Here is a 14959-nt window from a genome sequence, read left to right on the forward strand (position 1 = left end):
GGGTAGGTTTGTTTCTGGCGCTGATCATATTCATCGGGACGCTGGTGCTCGTCATCTGGCAACCGAGGGGGATCGGGATAGGATGGAGTGCCTCTGCGGGGGCGCTTGCGGCGCTGGCCACGGGGGTGGTCTCGCTCTCGGACGTACCCGAGGTGATCGGGATCGTCTGGAACGCCACGCTGGCGTTCGTGGCGGTGATCCTGATAAGCCTCGTTCTGGATGAAGCCGGGTTCTTCGAGTGGGCTGCGCTGCACGTTGCGCGGTGGGGGAGGGGCAGCGGATACCGGCTGTTCGCCCTGATCGTCCTGCTCGGGGCGGCCATCGCCGCGCTCTTCGCCAACGATGGGGCTGCTCTGATCCTCACGCCGATCGTGATAGCGATGCTTCTGGCGTTGGGGTTCGGTGCTGGATCGACCCTGGCCTTCGTGATGGCGACCGGGTTCATCGCCGACACCGCGAGCCTTCCGTTGGTCGTCTCCAACCTGGTCAACATCGTCTCCGCCGACTTCTTCGACATCGGGTTCGGGCGGTATGCGAGCGTGATGGTGGTGGTGGACTTCGCCTCGATCCTGGCGAGCCTCGCGGTGCTCTTCCTCTTTTACCGCAGGGACGTGCCGGGGCGTTACGATGTGGAGCAACTCAGGCGTCCTGCGGAGGCGATAAGAGACCCGCTGACTTTCAGGGCTGGCTGGTGGGTTCTGGTTTTGCTGCTCCTCGGGTACTTCCTCGGGGATCCTCTGGGGGTGCCGGTGAGCGTGACGGCCGGGGCGGGAGCCATCGCTTTGCTCCTCATCGCCGAGCGCAAGAAGATCATCCCTACCCGCAGGGTGGTGCGCGAGGCCCCCTGGCAGATAGTCGTGTTCTCGCTGGGGATGTATATAGTGGTCTTCGGTCTCAACGACGCCGGGCTCACCGGCTACCTCAAGAATCTCTTCTGGTTCTTCTCCGGAGGAGGGGTTTGGGCGACGGCTCTGGGGACCGGATTTACGACGGCTTTCCTCTCCTCGATCATGAACAACATGCCCACGGTGATGATAGGGGCTCTCTCGATAAACTCCGTCCCGGTGGCGGGCCTCGCGAAGGAGGCCATGGTCTACGCCAACGTCATCGGCTGCGACCTGGGACCCAAGATCACACCCATAGGCAGCCTCGCCACGCTCCTCTGGCTGCACGTTCTGCAGCGCAAAGGTGTGAAAGTGGGCTGGGGATACTACTTCAAGGTGGGGATCAGGATCACCCTGCCGGTCCTCTTCGTGACGCTCTCCGCCCTGGCGCTCTGGCTGAAACTCTTCACATGAGAGGAGGTATGGGAAAGGGATGAAGCAACGCAGAGATCTCGTTACGCCCGTGTGCGAGCGTACGGACGGCAAAGGCGGCTGCGCGGAGGCGGGGCCCTGTGCGATCGTCTTCGAGGCGGGCACCATCGAAGAGCTGGGACGTGCGGTCGCCCGGTGGGCCGGAGAGCATCCGGACCACTTCCTCGTGTCCTTCAGCCACACCGCCGAGAGCAGGCTCGAGGCCACCCCGGGCCTCGCGGGACCGCGTGGGGGCAGAGTCTACACGGGATTGCTCCTGACCCACCGCGTGCGCTACGGGTCCGTTGGCGGCGCGGGTCTTCCCGGGCGTTTGGCTGGGGAGCAGACCGGGTCCCGTCCGTAGAACCGCAGCCTTCCCCGAGATTGAACGGAGGCAGCCGTCTACGGTATGATCCTTTGGCCTTACTTCCGTTAGAACCTGGAAGGAGTCGTGTCAGGTTGGCCGTCGCAAGAGATCCCCTGCCCTTCGACCTGGTGGCCTTCGATCTGGACGGAACCGTGCTCAGGCGGGACCTCGAGATCACGGACCGTACCGTCAGCGTCGTGGGCAGGTTGCGGGAGGCGGGGGTGAGGGTCATCGTCGCCACCGGGCGCCACTTCGAGGGGGCCAGCGAGCATGCGGCCAGGCTCGGTCTGGACGAGCACGAGCCTATCATCTGCTACGGTGGCTCGATGGTGCGGCGGATGGACGCCTCGGAGACCCTGCTTCTGCGCACTGTGCCCACCGGGTCTGCACTTGATGCCCTGAGGTGGGCAGCCGAAAGAGGTCTTCACGCCCGCGTCTTCCTCGACGGCAGGATCGTGACCGGCCCCGAGACCCCGGCCGTGGTGCGCTACATGCGCCGCCGCGACGAGCCGAACGTGGAGGTCGTCGAGGATCTCTCCTCCTGGCTCGTACAGAGTGGCGAGAGGCCGCTCAAGCTCGTCTTCGTCGACGGCCCGGAGGAGGTGGAGCGCTGGCTCGGAGAGGCGCGGGATGCGCTCTCCGGAGAGCTCTTCGTCACCCGCAGCCTGCCACACTACGTGGAGCTCGGCAACCCAGAGGGGACGAAGGCCGCGGCCCTCGGTTACCTCTGCCGGTGTTTCGGGATCGAGCCCTCGCGCGTCGCGGCTTTCGGGGACGCAGACAACGACGTGGACATGCTGCGCTTCGCCGGGCTCGGGGTCGCGGTCGGGGGGATGACCGGGGAGGTCCGGGCGGCGGCCGACGTGGTGGTGCCCCCGGTCGGCGAGGACGGGGTCGCGCGTTTCCTGGAGGAGCTCATCTAGTGCCCGAGCTGCCCGAGGTCACGGTCATCTCCGAGGACATCCGCACCCTCGCCGCCGGGAAGAGGGTCACGCGGGCGGCGGCCTTCAGGGACGACGTCACCAACGTCGGGGTGGAGAGGTTCGGAAAGGTGCTCGCCGGCAGGACGCTGCGTACGACCGGGCGGCGGGGGAAGATGATCCTTCTGGACTTCGGAGATCTCGTCGGGGTGGTGCACCTGGTGATCTCCGGACGGGTGCTGCGGCTTCCAGGCTGGCGTGTCCCCGACAGGATCCATACCGCGGTGGTCGAGTTCGAGGGTGGTCCCGTGCTCGGGTTCACGAAGCTCTGGCTCGGGTACTTCGACCTCTACCCGCCGGAGGACGTGGAGCGTCACCCCCTCATCTCACGCCTCGGCCCCGACCCTTTCTCCGAAGGATTCACCCCGGAGTACCTGCAGGAGGCCCTCCGCCGACGCGCGACGGTCAAGAGCCTCCTGCTCGACCAGTCGGTCATCGCCGGGCTCGGCAACATCTACGCCGACGAAGTGCTTTACGCCGCCGGCGTCCACCCCGCGCGCAAGGCGAACACGCTGGATCCCGGCGAGGTGCGCAAGATCTTCGAAGCCACCCGCAGGATACTCGCCCGCGCGATAGAGCTTCGGGGTACGACCTTCGACTCCTACCACGACGCCTTCGGGGAGAGCGGCCGCTACCAGCACGAGCTCAGGGTCTTCACCCGGGTGGGCGAGGGCTGCTACGCGTGCGGCATGGAGATCGTGAAGCTCCGGGTCGCGGGAAGGGGCACCTACGTCTGCCCCTCCTGCCAGCCGCTATGATGCGGTGGGATGGGGTATGTCGTGTGAGGCTTCACCTGATTCCGGCACGGCGGTTGGTGCCGCCCGGGATGAGACGGGGATGTGAGGCGGCGATCCTCTGTGCCCGATGGTAGAGGGTCCTCGCCCTGCGGTACTCGGCGTTGGCTCGCAAGACCAGCCTGAGCGCGCTCTCGCTATCCTTGCCGGAGCTCGTGTTCTTCTCGAGCATCCGGTAATATTTCGCCTCATCACCTTCCGCCCTGAGCTGCACGCCCGTTGCCCTCGCAAGCAGTGCTGCATAGTCCCTCACCGCCGGAGCCACATCCATCCCGCTCACCTGCTTCAGCTTGTCCCTCGCTTCCGAGAGCCTCCCCCGGGCCCTGAACACGAGGTGCCCGGCCTCCCGCAGCCTGCGTCGGGCGTCACCGGAGGAGGCCTTGCCGGCTTCGATCTCGCGCCGTGCCCGGCCGTAGGTCGCGTGGGCTCTGTCCAGGAGCCTGTTGTGCTCCTCTATGCTCGTGCTGGCCTGCGAGAGGATTCTACCGGCGCCTGAGGATGCGGCGCAGCCCGCGGCGAGCGTCGAGGTTGCAAGACAGATTACTCCCAGCAGGACGACAGAGTTTAATATACGTGCCATGAGAAGAGAGAGCTTGATGACCTTGCGCCGGTTCGGGGGAGCTTTCCCGTTCTCACCCGGTCCGCTCCTTCAAAGGTTGCAGCGTATCTTGCCGCGCAGATCCGGGGGCCCGGGAGCGGAGGTGTACGAAGAATACCGGGCCGGGGCGGAGCGTGTGATCCTCGAGTGCCACGAGAGGAACCCCGCCGTCTTCGAGCGTGCGCAACGTTTGAGCGAGAGAGCGGAGCGACTCTTTCGCTCCGGTACCCCCAGCGAGAGCGCCTCCAACCGCGCCGTCCGGGCCAGGGAAGACGCGCTGGAGGCGCTTTTCGAGCTGCGGGCCTCGTTCTCGGCCGGGATCCCGGAGAAAGCCCGCATCTTCGATGAAGAAGCCCGCAGGATCTATCCCTTCCTCGAGCTCCCCGGGTTTGGCCCCTGACCTCCCCTCAGCTGCGGGAGGCCAGTGAGGAGTATGCCTCCCGGGCGAACCGCCTCGCCGCGGGGCCGGTCTTGGGGTTGAGGAACAGCACGCCGGTCGCGGCGGCCAGGACGAAAAGGATCTTGCCGGAGGAACTCCCGCCGTCCCTCACCTTTTCCCCCCGTATGCGGCGGCTTCCGGCCTCGGCTGCAGCCACGGCGGCCTCCACCTCCCGCCTGAGCTTGTCGTCGTCCCAGAGCCGCGAGACGACCTCGGTCGGGCTCTGCCCGGAGACCTCGTCGTAGATCCTGCGCCCGGAATCTATCAGGGTGCGGATATTGTTCCTGAGATCGTCGTCGTAGAGCAGCCTCTCGACGAACGGTCGGACCTCTTCGTAGAGGGACTCGAATGAGCCCAGCAGGTCGAAGGATGTGTCTTCGGCCTGGTTCTTGAGTTTCTCGATGCGGCTCGTCCTTCCGAACAACGCAGGAACCTCCCTGTCTATCCTCAAAGGGCCGGTCTATGCCACAGGACACATCATACCCGTTTTGCCAGACTGGTATCTGCCTCCTCTCCTGACGGTTTCTGCAGCTCCACCCGGACCTCTTCGCCTTCGGCCACCAGGAGCTCTCCACCGTACTGCTCCTGCGGCAGCAGGTTGAGCTCCCGGGCGAGCACCTCGGACTCGAAGTATTCCCGCCAGCGTCCCCCGAGCAGACCGAGCACCCGCGGGCTCCCGGAGAGGGTGACCGAGATCTGCTCCTCTATCTCAAAGCCCAGCTCCCTCCTCAGGTTCTGGACCTTGTGCACGAGCTCGCGCACCAGCCCCTCATCCTCGAGCTCTCTGTCGAGCCGGGTGGAGACGGCGACCGAGAGGCCTCTCTCCTGGGCCATCGAGTACCCTTCGCGCTCTTTGGGCTCGACGAGCAGCTCCTCGGGGTAGAGGGTGATCTCCTGTCCTCCGGCCCGTACGCTCACTTCCTCACCGGCGGCCGCCCGCTCCCGCACCTCCGGCGGAGCCTCGTCCAACGCCCGCCTTATCTCCGGGACGAGCCGGCCGTATTTCGGCCCCACCACCGAGAGATTCGGGCGCAGCTCGTAGGCGACGATCTCTTCGGACCGTCCGATGCGCAGTTCCTTCACGTTGAGCTCGTCGAGCACGATGTCTCCCAGGCTCTCGAGCGCCCGGCGCACCAGTTCTTCTTCGTCCCTTCCCGGCGCGACCACGACCTCGCGCAGCGGCTGTCGGGTCTTGATCGCGGCGGCGTTGCGCGCCGCCCGGCCGAGCGTGACGACCCGGCGCGCGGCGGCCATCCTCTCGGAGAGCCCCCGGTCTACGAGGGCCTCGTCCGCCTCCGGCCAGTCGGCGAGGTGCACGCTCTCCGGGGCCTCGTCGTCTACTCCGGCGACCAGGTTGCGGTAGATGGCCTCGGCCACGAACGGGGTGAACGGTGCGGTGAGCTTCGCCACGGTCACGAGACACTCGTAGAGGGTGGAGTGCGCGGCCTTCTTGTCCGTGTCGTCCTCCCCCTTCCAGAAGCGCCGCCGGCTGCGCCTGACGTACCAGTTCGAGAGCTCCTCGACGAAGTCCTGGATCGCCCGCCCGGCCGAGGTCGCGTCGTAGTCGTCGAGCCTCACGGTGACCCGCTCGACGGTGAGCTGCAGCTCGGAGAGCACCCAGCGGTCGAGCAGGCTCCTCTCGGAGGGGGCGACGCGGTCTCTTATCGGATCGAAGCCGTCGATGCGGGCGTAGGTGACGAAGAACGAGTAGGTGTTCCACAGCGTCAGCAGGTACTTCCTGACGGCCTCGTCCACCTGCTCCTCGGAGAAGCGCCGGGTGTTGCCGGGGGCGGAGGCGGTGTAGAGCGCCCACCTCAGGGCGTCGGCGCCCTGCTTCTCGAAGATCTCCCAGGGGTCTATCACGTTGCCGAGCGACTTGCTCATCTTGCGCCCCTGGGCGTCCAGGATTATCCCGAGCACCAGGCACGTCCTGTACGAACTCCTCCCAAAGAGCATCGTCGAGATGGCGAGCAGCGAGTAGAACCAGCCCCGCGTCTGATCTACGGCCTCGCAGATGTAGTCCGCAGGGAAGAGCCGCCCGAACTCCTCCCGGCCGCTCTTCGGGTATCCCCACTGCGCGAAGGGCATCGAGCCCGAGTCGAACCACACGTCGAGTACCTCGGGAACCCGGCGGGAGACCCCGCCGCACTGCGGGCACGTGATCTCCACCCGGTCTATGTACGGGCGGTGCAGGTCTTCCGGAACCTCATTCTTCGCCAGGGCGCGCAGCTCTTCCGTGCTCCCCACCACCGTCACGTGTTCTCGCTCACAGCGCCAGATCGGGAGCGGCGTCCCCCAGTAGCGCTCGCGGGAGAGCGCCCAGTCGACGTTGTTCTTGAGCCAGTCCCCGAAGCGGCCCCACTTTATGTGCTCGGGGACCCAGTTGATCTTCTCGTTCTCCGACAGGAGCTCGTCGAGCACGGCCGTAGTCTTCGCGTACCACGCCTTCTTGGCGTAGTAGAGGAGCGGCGAGCCGCACCTCCAGCAGTGCGGGTAGGCGTGCTCGTAGCGTCCGGAGCGGAAGAGCAGCTCCTTCTTCCGGAGCTCTTCGATGAGCCCCTCGTCGGCGTCCTTGACGAACTGCCCTGCAAACGGCCCGACCCTCTCGTCGAAGGTCCCGTCCGGCTTTACCGGGTGTATCGTCGGCAGCCCGTAGCGCTGCCCGGTGCGCGCGTCGTCCTCGCCGTACGCCGGGGCGGTGTGCACCAGCCCGGTTCCCTCGGTGGTGGTGACGTAATCCGCGAGTACGACGGTCCAGAGGTTCTCGCTCTCCTCGACCTCGACGTAGTCGAACGGCCTGGTGTAGCGCAGCCCCTCGAGCCTGCGGCCTTTCCTCGACTCGAGGACGGTGTAGGTGCCCTCGCCGAGCACCTCGTCGGCCAGCTCTTTCGCCAGGATGAGGCGTTCGCCCTCGCGCTCGGCAGTTATGTATTCGACGTCGGGGTGGGCGGCCACGGCGGCGTTCGAGACCAGCGTCCAGGGGGTGGTGGTCCAGACGAGGAGGCTAGTCCCCTCCTCGTCGGCGAGCGGCAGCCGGACGTAGACGCTCGGGTCCTCGACCGGATCCGGGTACTGCTGGTAGCCGAGCGCGACCTCGTGCGAGGAGAGCGAGACCTGATCCCGGGGGCAGTGCGGGGTGACCTTGTAACCCTCGTAGAGGAGTCCCTTCTCGTGCAACGTCTTCAGCGCCCACCACACGCTCTCGATGTACGAGCCGTCGAGCGTCTTGTAGGCGTTCTCCATGTCCACCCAGAAGCCCATCCGCGAGCTCATCTTCTGCCAGTCGTCGACGTAGCGGAAGACCGACTCGCGGCACAGACGGTTGAACTCCTCGACGCCGTACTCCTCTATCTGCGCTTTGCCCGAGATGCCGAGCTCCCTCTCGACCTGTATCTCCACCGGCAGACCGTGGCAGTCCCACCCCCCCTTCCGCTCGACCCTGTAACCCCGCATCGTCTTGTATCTGGGGATGAGATCCTTGAACGACCGGGCCAGCGTGTGGTGGAAGCCGGGCCTGCCGTTGGCCGTCGGTGGTCCCTCGTAGAAGACGAAGTTCCTGTCCTCGGGCCTCCTCTCGACGGACTTCTCGAACGTGCCGTCCTCCTCCCAGAACTCGAGGATCTCCCTCTCCAGCTCCGGGAATCTCACCTTCGGGTCTACCTTCTCGAAAGCCATGGGTACCCCTCTTCTTCTCTCGAAGACGACCGGCTCCCGCCCCCGGCCGGAGCCTCCTCCACTCCGCCGCAGGGACGGGAGCCGCCCCGGAAGCGCGCTCTCGCGGTACCACCCTGCTTGTCGGCTGCCTTGCGGCACCCGACCTCTCTGCGGGTGCTTCCCACACCCTCCCGCTGTAACGGGCGGACCCGTCCGACCCTACTAACGCCTGGGACCATGCCCTTCGCTTTGGGGCCGGCGGCTCGGGGAGGATCTTCGGAACGCCTCCCGCGCCGGGCTCCCACCATCCCCGGCTCGCTCCTGCGGGACACGGCGGACCTACTCGTTCCCGTCGTCGCCTTTCGAGGAAGTTTTGTAGCCTGCCGGAAAGTGTATGTCAAGCAGGAGCGGCGGGTGATCCGGAACACCGCCCCCTTTCGTTACCGCTGATAGAAATTCCGTAGTGCCTGCCCACCTCTGAGGAGCTGATGAATCTGTCAGGTAATGCATCGAAGAGCGCGCTCGCCGGCGCCGCAAGTGGCGTGCTGGCCCTCGGCGTGACCGAGCTGGCGCACGGTCTCTCCCCGGCGGTGCCTTCGTTCGTCGTCTCGGTCGCCCAGCAGGTGGCCCGCCTCACCCCCGGCAGGGTGGTGACGGGGGCGATAGAGACGCTCGGCACCGCCGATGTGGCGTTCCTGATCGGGGCGACGGTGCTCCTCACGCTCGCCGTCTGCGCCCTGCTGGCGCACCTGAGCCGGAGCAACCCCCCGGTATCACTCGCCGGTGTGCTGCTCCTCGGGGCCGTGGGCGTGCTCTCGGCTTCTTCCGAACCGGGCTCTTCTTTTCTCGCGGTCGCCCTTACCGCCGCGGTGGCGCTCGCCGCCGGCTCCGCAGCGGCCCTCCTCATCCTGCGCAGTCCTCGCCGGGACCCCGGCGCGCTAACCGCCGCCCGGGAGCTCCCCGTCGGACGTAGCCGGCAGACGGGGGAGAGGGAGGTCTCGGTCGGACGGCGGGGTTTCCTCGCGGCGAGCGGGCTCGTCGTCGTGGCCGGACTCGCGCTGGCCGGCGCGGGACGCCTGCTCGGAGGCTCATCCTCCCTACGGACTCCCCGTCCCCGCAGGCTGAAGCTTCCCGCAGGAAACCCGAAAAAGGGTGCCGGCGACGTCCTCCACGAGACGCTCCCGCCGCCTCCGAAGGCCGCCTCGATAGAGGTGAAGGGGATGCCGGAGCTCATCACCCCACCCAGGGACTTCTACCTGATAGACACGGAGCTCTCCTCCCCCCGGCTCGACGCCGATACCTGGAAGCTCAGCGTGAAGGGCGCGGTGGACAATCCCTTCGAGATCTCCTACAAAGAGCTGCTCGAGATGCCCACGATCGAGGCAGACATCACCCTCTGCTGTGTCTCGAACCCGGTCGGCGGCGGGCTCGTCTCGAACGGCCGCTGGACCGGCGTCCTCCTCTCCGACATCCTCAAGGAAGCCGGCATGAGCCGGGATGAGATCACCCGTGCCTCGGAGCAGCTCGTCGGCCGCAGCGTGGACGGCTTCACGACGGGCTTCAGGACCGCCCTGGCCCTCGACGGCCGCAGGGCGCTCGTCGCTTTCGGCCTCGACGGAGACCAGCTCCCCGTAAAGCACGGCTACCCGGTGCGCCTCGTCGTCCCCGGCCTCTACGGCTACGTCTCCGCCACCAAGTGGCTCACCGAGATAGAACTCACAGGCTGGAGCTACGACGCTTACTGGGTCAGGCGTACCTGGTCCAAGCAGGGCCCCATCAAAACCCAGTCCCGGATAGACACAGTGAAGGACGGCCAGACCCTCGAAGCAGGAAAAGTTCCCATAGGCGGCGTCGCCTGGGCCCCACACCGCGGTATCTCGAAGGTCGAGGTCTCGACCGACGGCGGCAGAAGCTGGCATGCGGCGAAGCTCGCCCGCTCCCTGAGCCCCGACGCCTGGCGCCAGTATGTCTACTACTGGAACGCTACCCCAGGCTCCCACACCCTCCAGGTGCGCGCCACCGACGGAACCGGAAAAACCCAGACACCCAGACAATCTCCTCCCCACCCATCCGGTGCAACCGGCTATCACACAATCCGTGTCTCCGTCTCATAGCCGGGGCTCTACCCGTATAACCCAAACCCTGTACTTCAGGTATAGTCTAAGAGATATTCTTTGAGTTAAATATCTAACTATATGCTAAGTTTTGTATAACAAATTTTTGTTACGTAACTGAACTGTAACCTCTGCGAAAGCCAAACGCAACAAAGAAGCGGTATATTGGCAGTCGACCGGATTCCGGCCGCAGGATTTTTCATTTCCCCCCTCCAGATCCTGTGGCCGGATCGGTTTGCTCTGTGGGGTATCATGTCTCCGATGAGGGTTGGTGAGTTATACGGTTTCGATCTCTCACCGTCTGAGGCGCGGCGGCTGCAGGAGGATCTTGCGCCGCGGGTGGTGTGTAGGCCGCCGTTGGATCTCGGTTCTGTGCGGTATGTCGCCGGCGCGGACGTTTCCACGCAGGATGGGATGGCCTACGCCACGGTTGCCGTCCTGAGCTTCCCTGAGCTCGAGGTGGTGGAGGTCGAAGGGGAGGCCCGGCCGCTCGAGTTTCCGTACATCCCGGGGCTCCTGGCTTTCAGGGAGATCCCATCGGTCGCGGCGGCGCTGCGCAAGGTAGAGACGCCGCTCGATGTTGTCATCTTCGATGCCCAGGGTATCGCGCACCCCCGCAGGCTCGGGCTCGCCTCCAACCTCGGGCTCTACCTCGACGTGCCGAGCGTTGGGTGCGCCAAGAGCCGCCTCGTCGGGACATACGAGGAGCCCGGGCCGCGCAGGGGCGAGAGTTCCCCCCTTGTGGACCGGGGAGAGGTGGTGGGGAAGGTCGTCAGGACTCGGGACCGCGTATCGCCCGTCTTCGTCTCGGTCGGGAACAAGATAGATCTCGAGAGCGCTGTGGATCTGGTCCTCGCCTGCTGCACCCGCTACCGGCTGCCCGAACCCACCAGGCAAGCCCACAACGCGGCGAACCGGCTGCGCCGGGAAGGCGGAACAGGGGCACTCTTCTGAGGGCCAGGGGCTGCTGGCGAGCCGCTGCGGCCGATGCTAAGCTACGACTCGAATCGGTTGAAGATTCCACGTGTTTGCTTGTGATCTCGGGAGGGGATCTTAGATGAGGGGCAGAGGAGAAGAGCAACGCGCCGTAAGCCGCCGGGATTTTCTAAAGGCCGGGGGAACGGGGCTGGTTGGGGTGGCGTTGCTTGGCGCGGCCGGTTGCGGCGGGGGCAAGAAGATACAGGGCGGTGCCGGAGGCCAGCAGGCCAGCGGAGGCGCCTCGAGCAAGAACGTGCTCGTCTACGGCCGCGGCGCGGACTCTGTCTCCCTCGACCCGATAAACGCCACCGACGGAGAGTCCTTCCGCGTCACCACACAGGTCTTCGACAGCCTGCTCGCCTTCGCGCCCGGTACCACCGACGTCATACCCTGGCTCGCGGTCGAGGTTCCGAAACCGGAGAACGGCGGGCGCCTCTACACCTTCAAGCTGCGCAAGGGCGTGAAGTTTCACGACGGGACAGACTTCAACGCCGACGCCGTCGTCTTCAACTTCGACCGCTGGAGGGACACCAAGAACCCTTACCACAAGGGCGGCGGCGGGCAGAGCTCTAACTTCGCCTACTACAGCTCGCAGTTCGGCGGCTTCGATGAGAAGTCGATCATCGAGAAGGTAGAGGCGGTGGATCCCTACACCGTTCGCTTCACGCTGCGCGAGCCGCAGGGGCCGTTCCTCAGGAACATAGCCATGCACCAGTTCGCCATCGCCTCGCCCACAGCGATAAAGAAAGACGTCGAGAACTTCTGGCAGCACCCGGTGGGGACCGGGCCTTTCAAGTTCGTCTCCTGGAACCGGGGTTCGGAAGTCGACCTGAAGAAGAACCCCGACTGGTGGGGCAAAGACTACCCGGTCTCCAAGGGCGGGGGAGGCCCGAAGGTCGACAAGCTCGCCATACGCTCCATCCCGGACAACACCTCGCGGGTGGCGGCTCTCTCCGGGGGGCAGCTCTCGATCGCCGATGGGCTCAACCCCGACGACGTCCCGACCCTCAAGAAGAACGGCAGCCTCAAGGTCATACTCCGTCCGCCGCTCGACATAGGCTACCTGGCGATGAACCTGCAGAAGAAGCCCTTCGACAAGAGGGAAGTTCGCCAGGCGGTCAACATGGCGATAAACATGCCGAAGATCGTCGAGGCTTTCTTCGGGAGCACCGGAGAACAGGCCTCGACCTACATCCCGCCCACCGTGCCCTACTTCGACAAGAGCATCAAGCCCTACCCCTATTCCCCCGCGAGGGCGAAGAAGCTCCTCGCCAGAGCCGGGCTTGCTGGAGGGTTCAAGACCGAGCTGTGGTACATGCCGATCCCACGCCCCTACATGCCGGACGGCAAGGGCATAGCGCAGGCGATGCAGTCCGACCTCAAGAAGGTCGGGATAAACGCCAAACTCGTCACCTACGAGTGGGGCACCTACCTGCAGAAGACGAGCAGCGGACAGCACGACATGTGTCTGCTCGGCTGGACGGGTGACAACGGCGACCCGGACAACTTCCTCAACGTCCTGCTCTCCAGCTCGAGCGCCACCCCGAAGGACGCGCTCAACGTCGCCTACTACAAAAATCCCGAGGTCGACCGCCTGCTCAAGACCGGCCAGCAGAGCATAGACCCGGCCGTGCGCCGGCGCGTCTACTACAAGGCGCAGGAGATCCTGCACCAGGACGCCCCCTGGGCCCCGATAGCCTACGCCAAACCGCCCATAGGAGCCCGCAAGGACGTGAGCGGCTACAGGCCGAGCCCGACCGGGAGCGAGGCCCTCAACACTGTATCACTCTGAGGTATAGGTGCAGGTTTTCGGAGGTAGAGGCTGGCCGTCTACATAATCCGCAGGATCTTTCAGATCATCCCGGTGCTGCTCGGGGTATCTGCTGCGGTGTTCTTCATGGTCCGGGCGATACCGGGGGATCCGGCGCAGATCCTGTTGGGGCAGAACGCCACGCACGCCCAGGTGGTGCGTCTCAGGCACAAGATGGGGCTCGACCAGCCCATCGTCGTCCAGTACGTGGACTTCCTGAAGAACGCCGCCCACGGGGATCTGGGGCAGTCCATCGTCACGGGGCGTCCGGTGACGGCGGAGCTGGCGGCGAGGTTCCCGGCGACGCTCGAGCTCACGCTGTTCGCGATGGTGATCGCGGTGGCGATAGGCGTGCCGGTAGGCGTCATCGCTGCGGTGAGGCAGTACTCGCTCCTGGACAAGATCACGTCGGTGTTCGCGCTCACCGGGATCAGCATGCCCATCTTCTGGCTCGCGATGATCCTGATAGTCATCTTCGGGGTCAAGCTGGATGTGCTGCCTTTCCCGGGGCGACTCTCGGCGGGGGAGTCGATCCCGCAGGTCACCGGGCTCGTGCTCGTGGATTCTCTGCTGGCGGGCGACTTCGGGGCTTTCCGGGACGGTTTTCTGCACCTGCTGATGCCCGCGGCGGCGCTCGCGACGATACCCCTCGGCACGATAATGCGGATGACCCGCTCGAGCATGCTCGAGGTTCTGGGCGAGGACTACGTGCGCACCGCGCGGGCCAAGGGGCTGATGCCCTGGAGCGTCGTCTTCAAGCACGCCCTCAAGAACGCCATGCTCCCCACGATCACCGTGATCGGGCTCCAGGTGGGGCTTTTGATGGGAGGAGCGATCATAACCGAGACCATATTCTCCTGGCCCGGGGTCGGGCAGATAGCCTACGAGTCGGTCTACCGCAGGGACTACGCGATGATACAGGGGGTAGTCCTCTATGGGGCGACGCTCTTCGTGCTGGTGAACCTGGTCGTGGACGTCCTCTACGCGGTCCTCGACCCGAGGGTGAGGTATTAAGGTGACCGCGGAGGCCCAGCGCGACGTCGCCCTCTCGCCGGCCGGGGTCGAGACCCGCAGCCGGGCGAAGGATTTCCGGAGGGTCTTCTTCAGCAACCGGCTCGCGCTGTTCGGGACGGTGGTGATGACCATCTTCGTGCTGGCGGCGATCTTCGCGCCGCTGGTCGCGCCCTACGACCCGCTCGCACAGGATCTCACGGCCAAGTTCGCGCCCCCCAGCCTCGCACATCCTCTGGGGAGGGATGAGCTCGGGCGTGACATCCTATCGCGCATCATCTACGGGGCGCGCGTCTCGCTCACGGCCGGGCTCGCAGCGGTTGCCTTCTCCACCGTGGTCGGTACCACCATCGGCCTCGTGGCCGGATACGCCGGACGCTGGGCCGATTCCGTGCTCATGCGCCTGATGGACGTCCTGCTCGCCTTCCCGAGCATCCTGCTCGCGATAGTCGTCGTCTCGATCCTCGGGCAGGGGCTCACCAACGCGATGCTCGCGGTCGGGATCGTCTACGTGCCGCAGATAGCACGGGTGGTGCGCTCGGCGGTAATAAGCGTCCGGGGGCGCGACTACGTCGAGGCGGAAAGAGCCCTCGGCGCCTCGCATCTGCACATAATCCGGGCGGCCATCCTGCCGAACAGCATGGCGCCCCTGATCGTGCAGGCGACGCTCACGCTCGCGACCGCCATCCTGGACATCGCCGCGCTCTCCTTCCTCGGGCTCGGGGCTCAGCCTCCCACCCCGGAATGGGGGGCGATGCTCACCTCGGCGTTCCAGTCCGGTTACGGGGTCTTCGTCGAGGGGCAGCACGCCATACTCTTCCCCGGTATCGCCATAGCGCTCGCCGTGCTTTCGGTGAACTTCATCGGCGACGGCCTGCGGGACGCCCTCGACCCGCGCCACCGGCGCTAGGACGCCGAC

At 65.8% G+C, this 14959-nt stretch carries 13 protein-coding genes; 10 read left to right on the forward strand and 3 right to left on the reverse strand.

Annotated features, from left to right (window positions below; genetic code table 11):
• Positions 1-8 precede the first annotated feature (8 nt).
• The 4 genes from PJB24_RS02085 (at position 9) to mutM (ending at position 3400) form a co-directional block, all read left to right on the forward strand.
• A complete protein-coding gene (locus PJB24_RS02085) occupies positions 9-1298 on the forward strand; it encodes an arsenic transporter (RefSeq protein ID WP_420541869.1) in 1290 nt (429 codons plus the stop codon).
• 19 nt (positions 1299-1317) lie between these two features.
• Entirely contained in the window at positions 1318-1659 is a 342-nt protein-coding gene (locus tag PJB24_RS02090) for a hypothetical protein (protein WP_273842159.1), read from the forward strand.
• 95 nt (positions 1660-1754) lie between these two features.
• Entirely contained in the window at positions 1755-2585 is an 831-nt protein-coding gene (locus PJB24_RS02095; protein ID WP_273842160.1) for a Cof-type HAD-IIB family hydrolase, read from the forward strand.
• Entirely contained in the window at positions 2585-3400 is an 816-nt protein-coding gene (mutM, locus tag PJB24_RS02100) for a bifunctional DNA-formamidopyrimidine glycosylase/DNA-(apurinic or apyrimidinic site) lyase (protein ID WP_273842161.1), read from the forward strand. Before PJB24_RS02095 ends, mutM begins: the two co-directional genes overlap by 1 nt.
• Positions 3401-3431: 31 nt before the next feature.
• Here the strand turns inward: mutM and PJB24_RS02105 are convergent, their stop codons facing one another.
• Positions 3432-4016, reverse strand: a complete 585-nt coding sequence (locus PJB24_RS02105; protein ID WP_273842162.1) for a hypothetical protein — start codon at positions 4014-4016, stop codon at positions 3432-3434.
• 121 nt (positions 4017-4137) lie between these two features.
• Between PJB24_RS02105 and PJB24_RS02110 the strand changes: the two genes are divergently transcribed.
• On the forward strand, positions 4138-4434 hold the full coding sequence (locus tag PJB24_RS02110) for a hypothetical protein (RefSeq protein WP_273842163.1): 297 nt from the start codon (positions 4138-4140) through the stop codon (positions 4432-4434).
• Between the two features lie 7 nt (positions 4435-4441).
• Here the strand turns inward: PJB24_RS02110 and PJB24_RS02115 are convergent, their stop codons facing one another.
• Together PJB24_RS02115 and ileS are read right to left on the reverse strand one after the other, a co-directional pair.
• Complete coding sequence (locus PJB24_RS02115) at positions 4442-4897, reverse strand: hypothetical protein (protein ID WP_273842165.1); 456 nt, start codon at positions 4895-4897, stop codon at positions 4442-4444.
• Positions 4898-4950: 53 nt separating this feature from the next.
• On the reverse strand, positions 4951-8148 hold the full coding sequence (gene ileS / locus PJB24_RS02120; RefSeq protein ID WP_273842167.1) for an isoleucine--tRNA ligase: 3198 nt from the start codon (positions 8146-8148) through the stop codon (positions 4951-4953).
• 467 nt (positions 8149-8615) lie between these two features.
• Here ileS and PJB24_RS02125 point away from each other — a divergent pair, with 467 nt between their 5' ends.
• From PJB24_RS02125 to PJB24_RS02145, 5 genes are all read left to right on the forward strand, one after another.
• A complete protein-coding gene (locus PJB24_RS02125) occupies positions 8616-10241 on the forward strand; it encodes a molybdopterin-dependent oxidoreductase (protein WP_273842168.1) in 1626 nt (541 codons plus the stop codon).
• Positions 10242-10502: 261 nt separating this feature from the next.
• The gene (gene nfi, locus PJB24_RS02130) at positions 10503-11195 is read left to right on the forward strand and encodes a deoxyribonuclease V (protein ID WP_273842169.1); all 693 of its coding nucleotides are present in this window, start codon (positions 10503-10505) and stop codon (positions 11193-11195) included.
• A 103-nt stretch (positions 11196-11298) separates the two neighbouring features.
• A complete protein-coding gene (locus PJB24_RS02135; RefSeq protein ID WP_273842170.1) occupies positions 11299-13011 on the forward strand; it encodes an ABC transporter substrate-binding protein in 1713 nt (570 codons plus the stop codon).
• 30 nt (positions 13012-13041) lie between these two features.
• Positions 13042-14043 carry an ABC transporter permease gene (locus PJB24_RS02140; protein WP_420541870.1) on the forward strand — a complete coding sequence of 334 codons (1002 nt, stop codon included), beginning with the start codon at positions 13042-13044 and terminating at the stop codon, positions 14041-14043.
• Position 14044: 1 nt separating this feature from the next.
• The gene (locus PJB24_RS02145; protein ID WP_273842173.1) at positions 14045-14950 is read left to right on the forward strand and encodes an ABC transporter permease; all 906 of its coding nucleotides are present in this window, start codon (positions 14045-14047) and stop codon (positions 14948-14950) included.
• Positions 14951-14959 lie beyond the last annotated feature (9 nt).

This window comes from Rubrobacter calidifluminis (assembly GCF_028617075.1).
Classification (GTDB): Bacteria; Actinomycetota; Rubrobacteria; order Rubrobacterales; family Rubrobacteraceae; genus Rubrobacter_E; species Rubrobacter_E calidifluminis.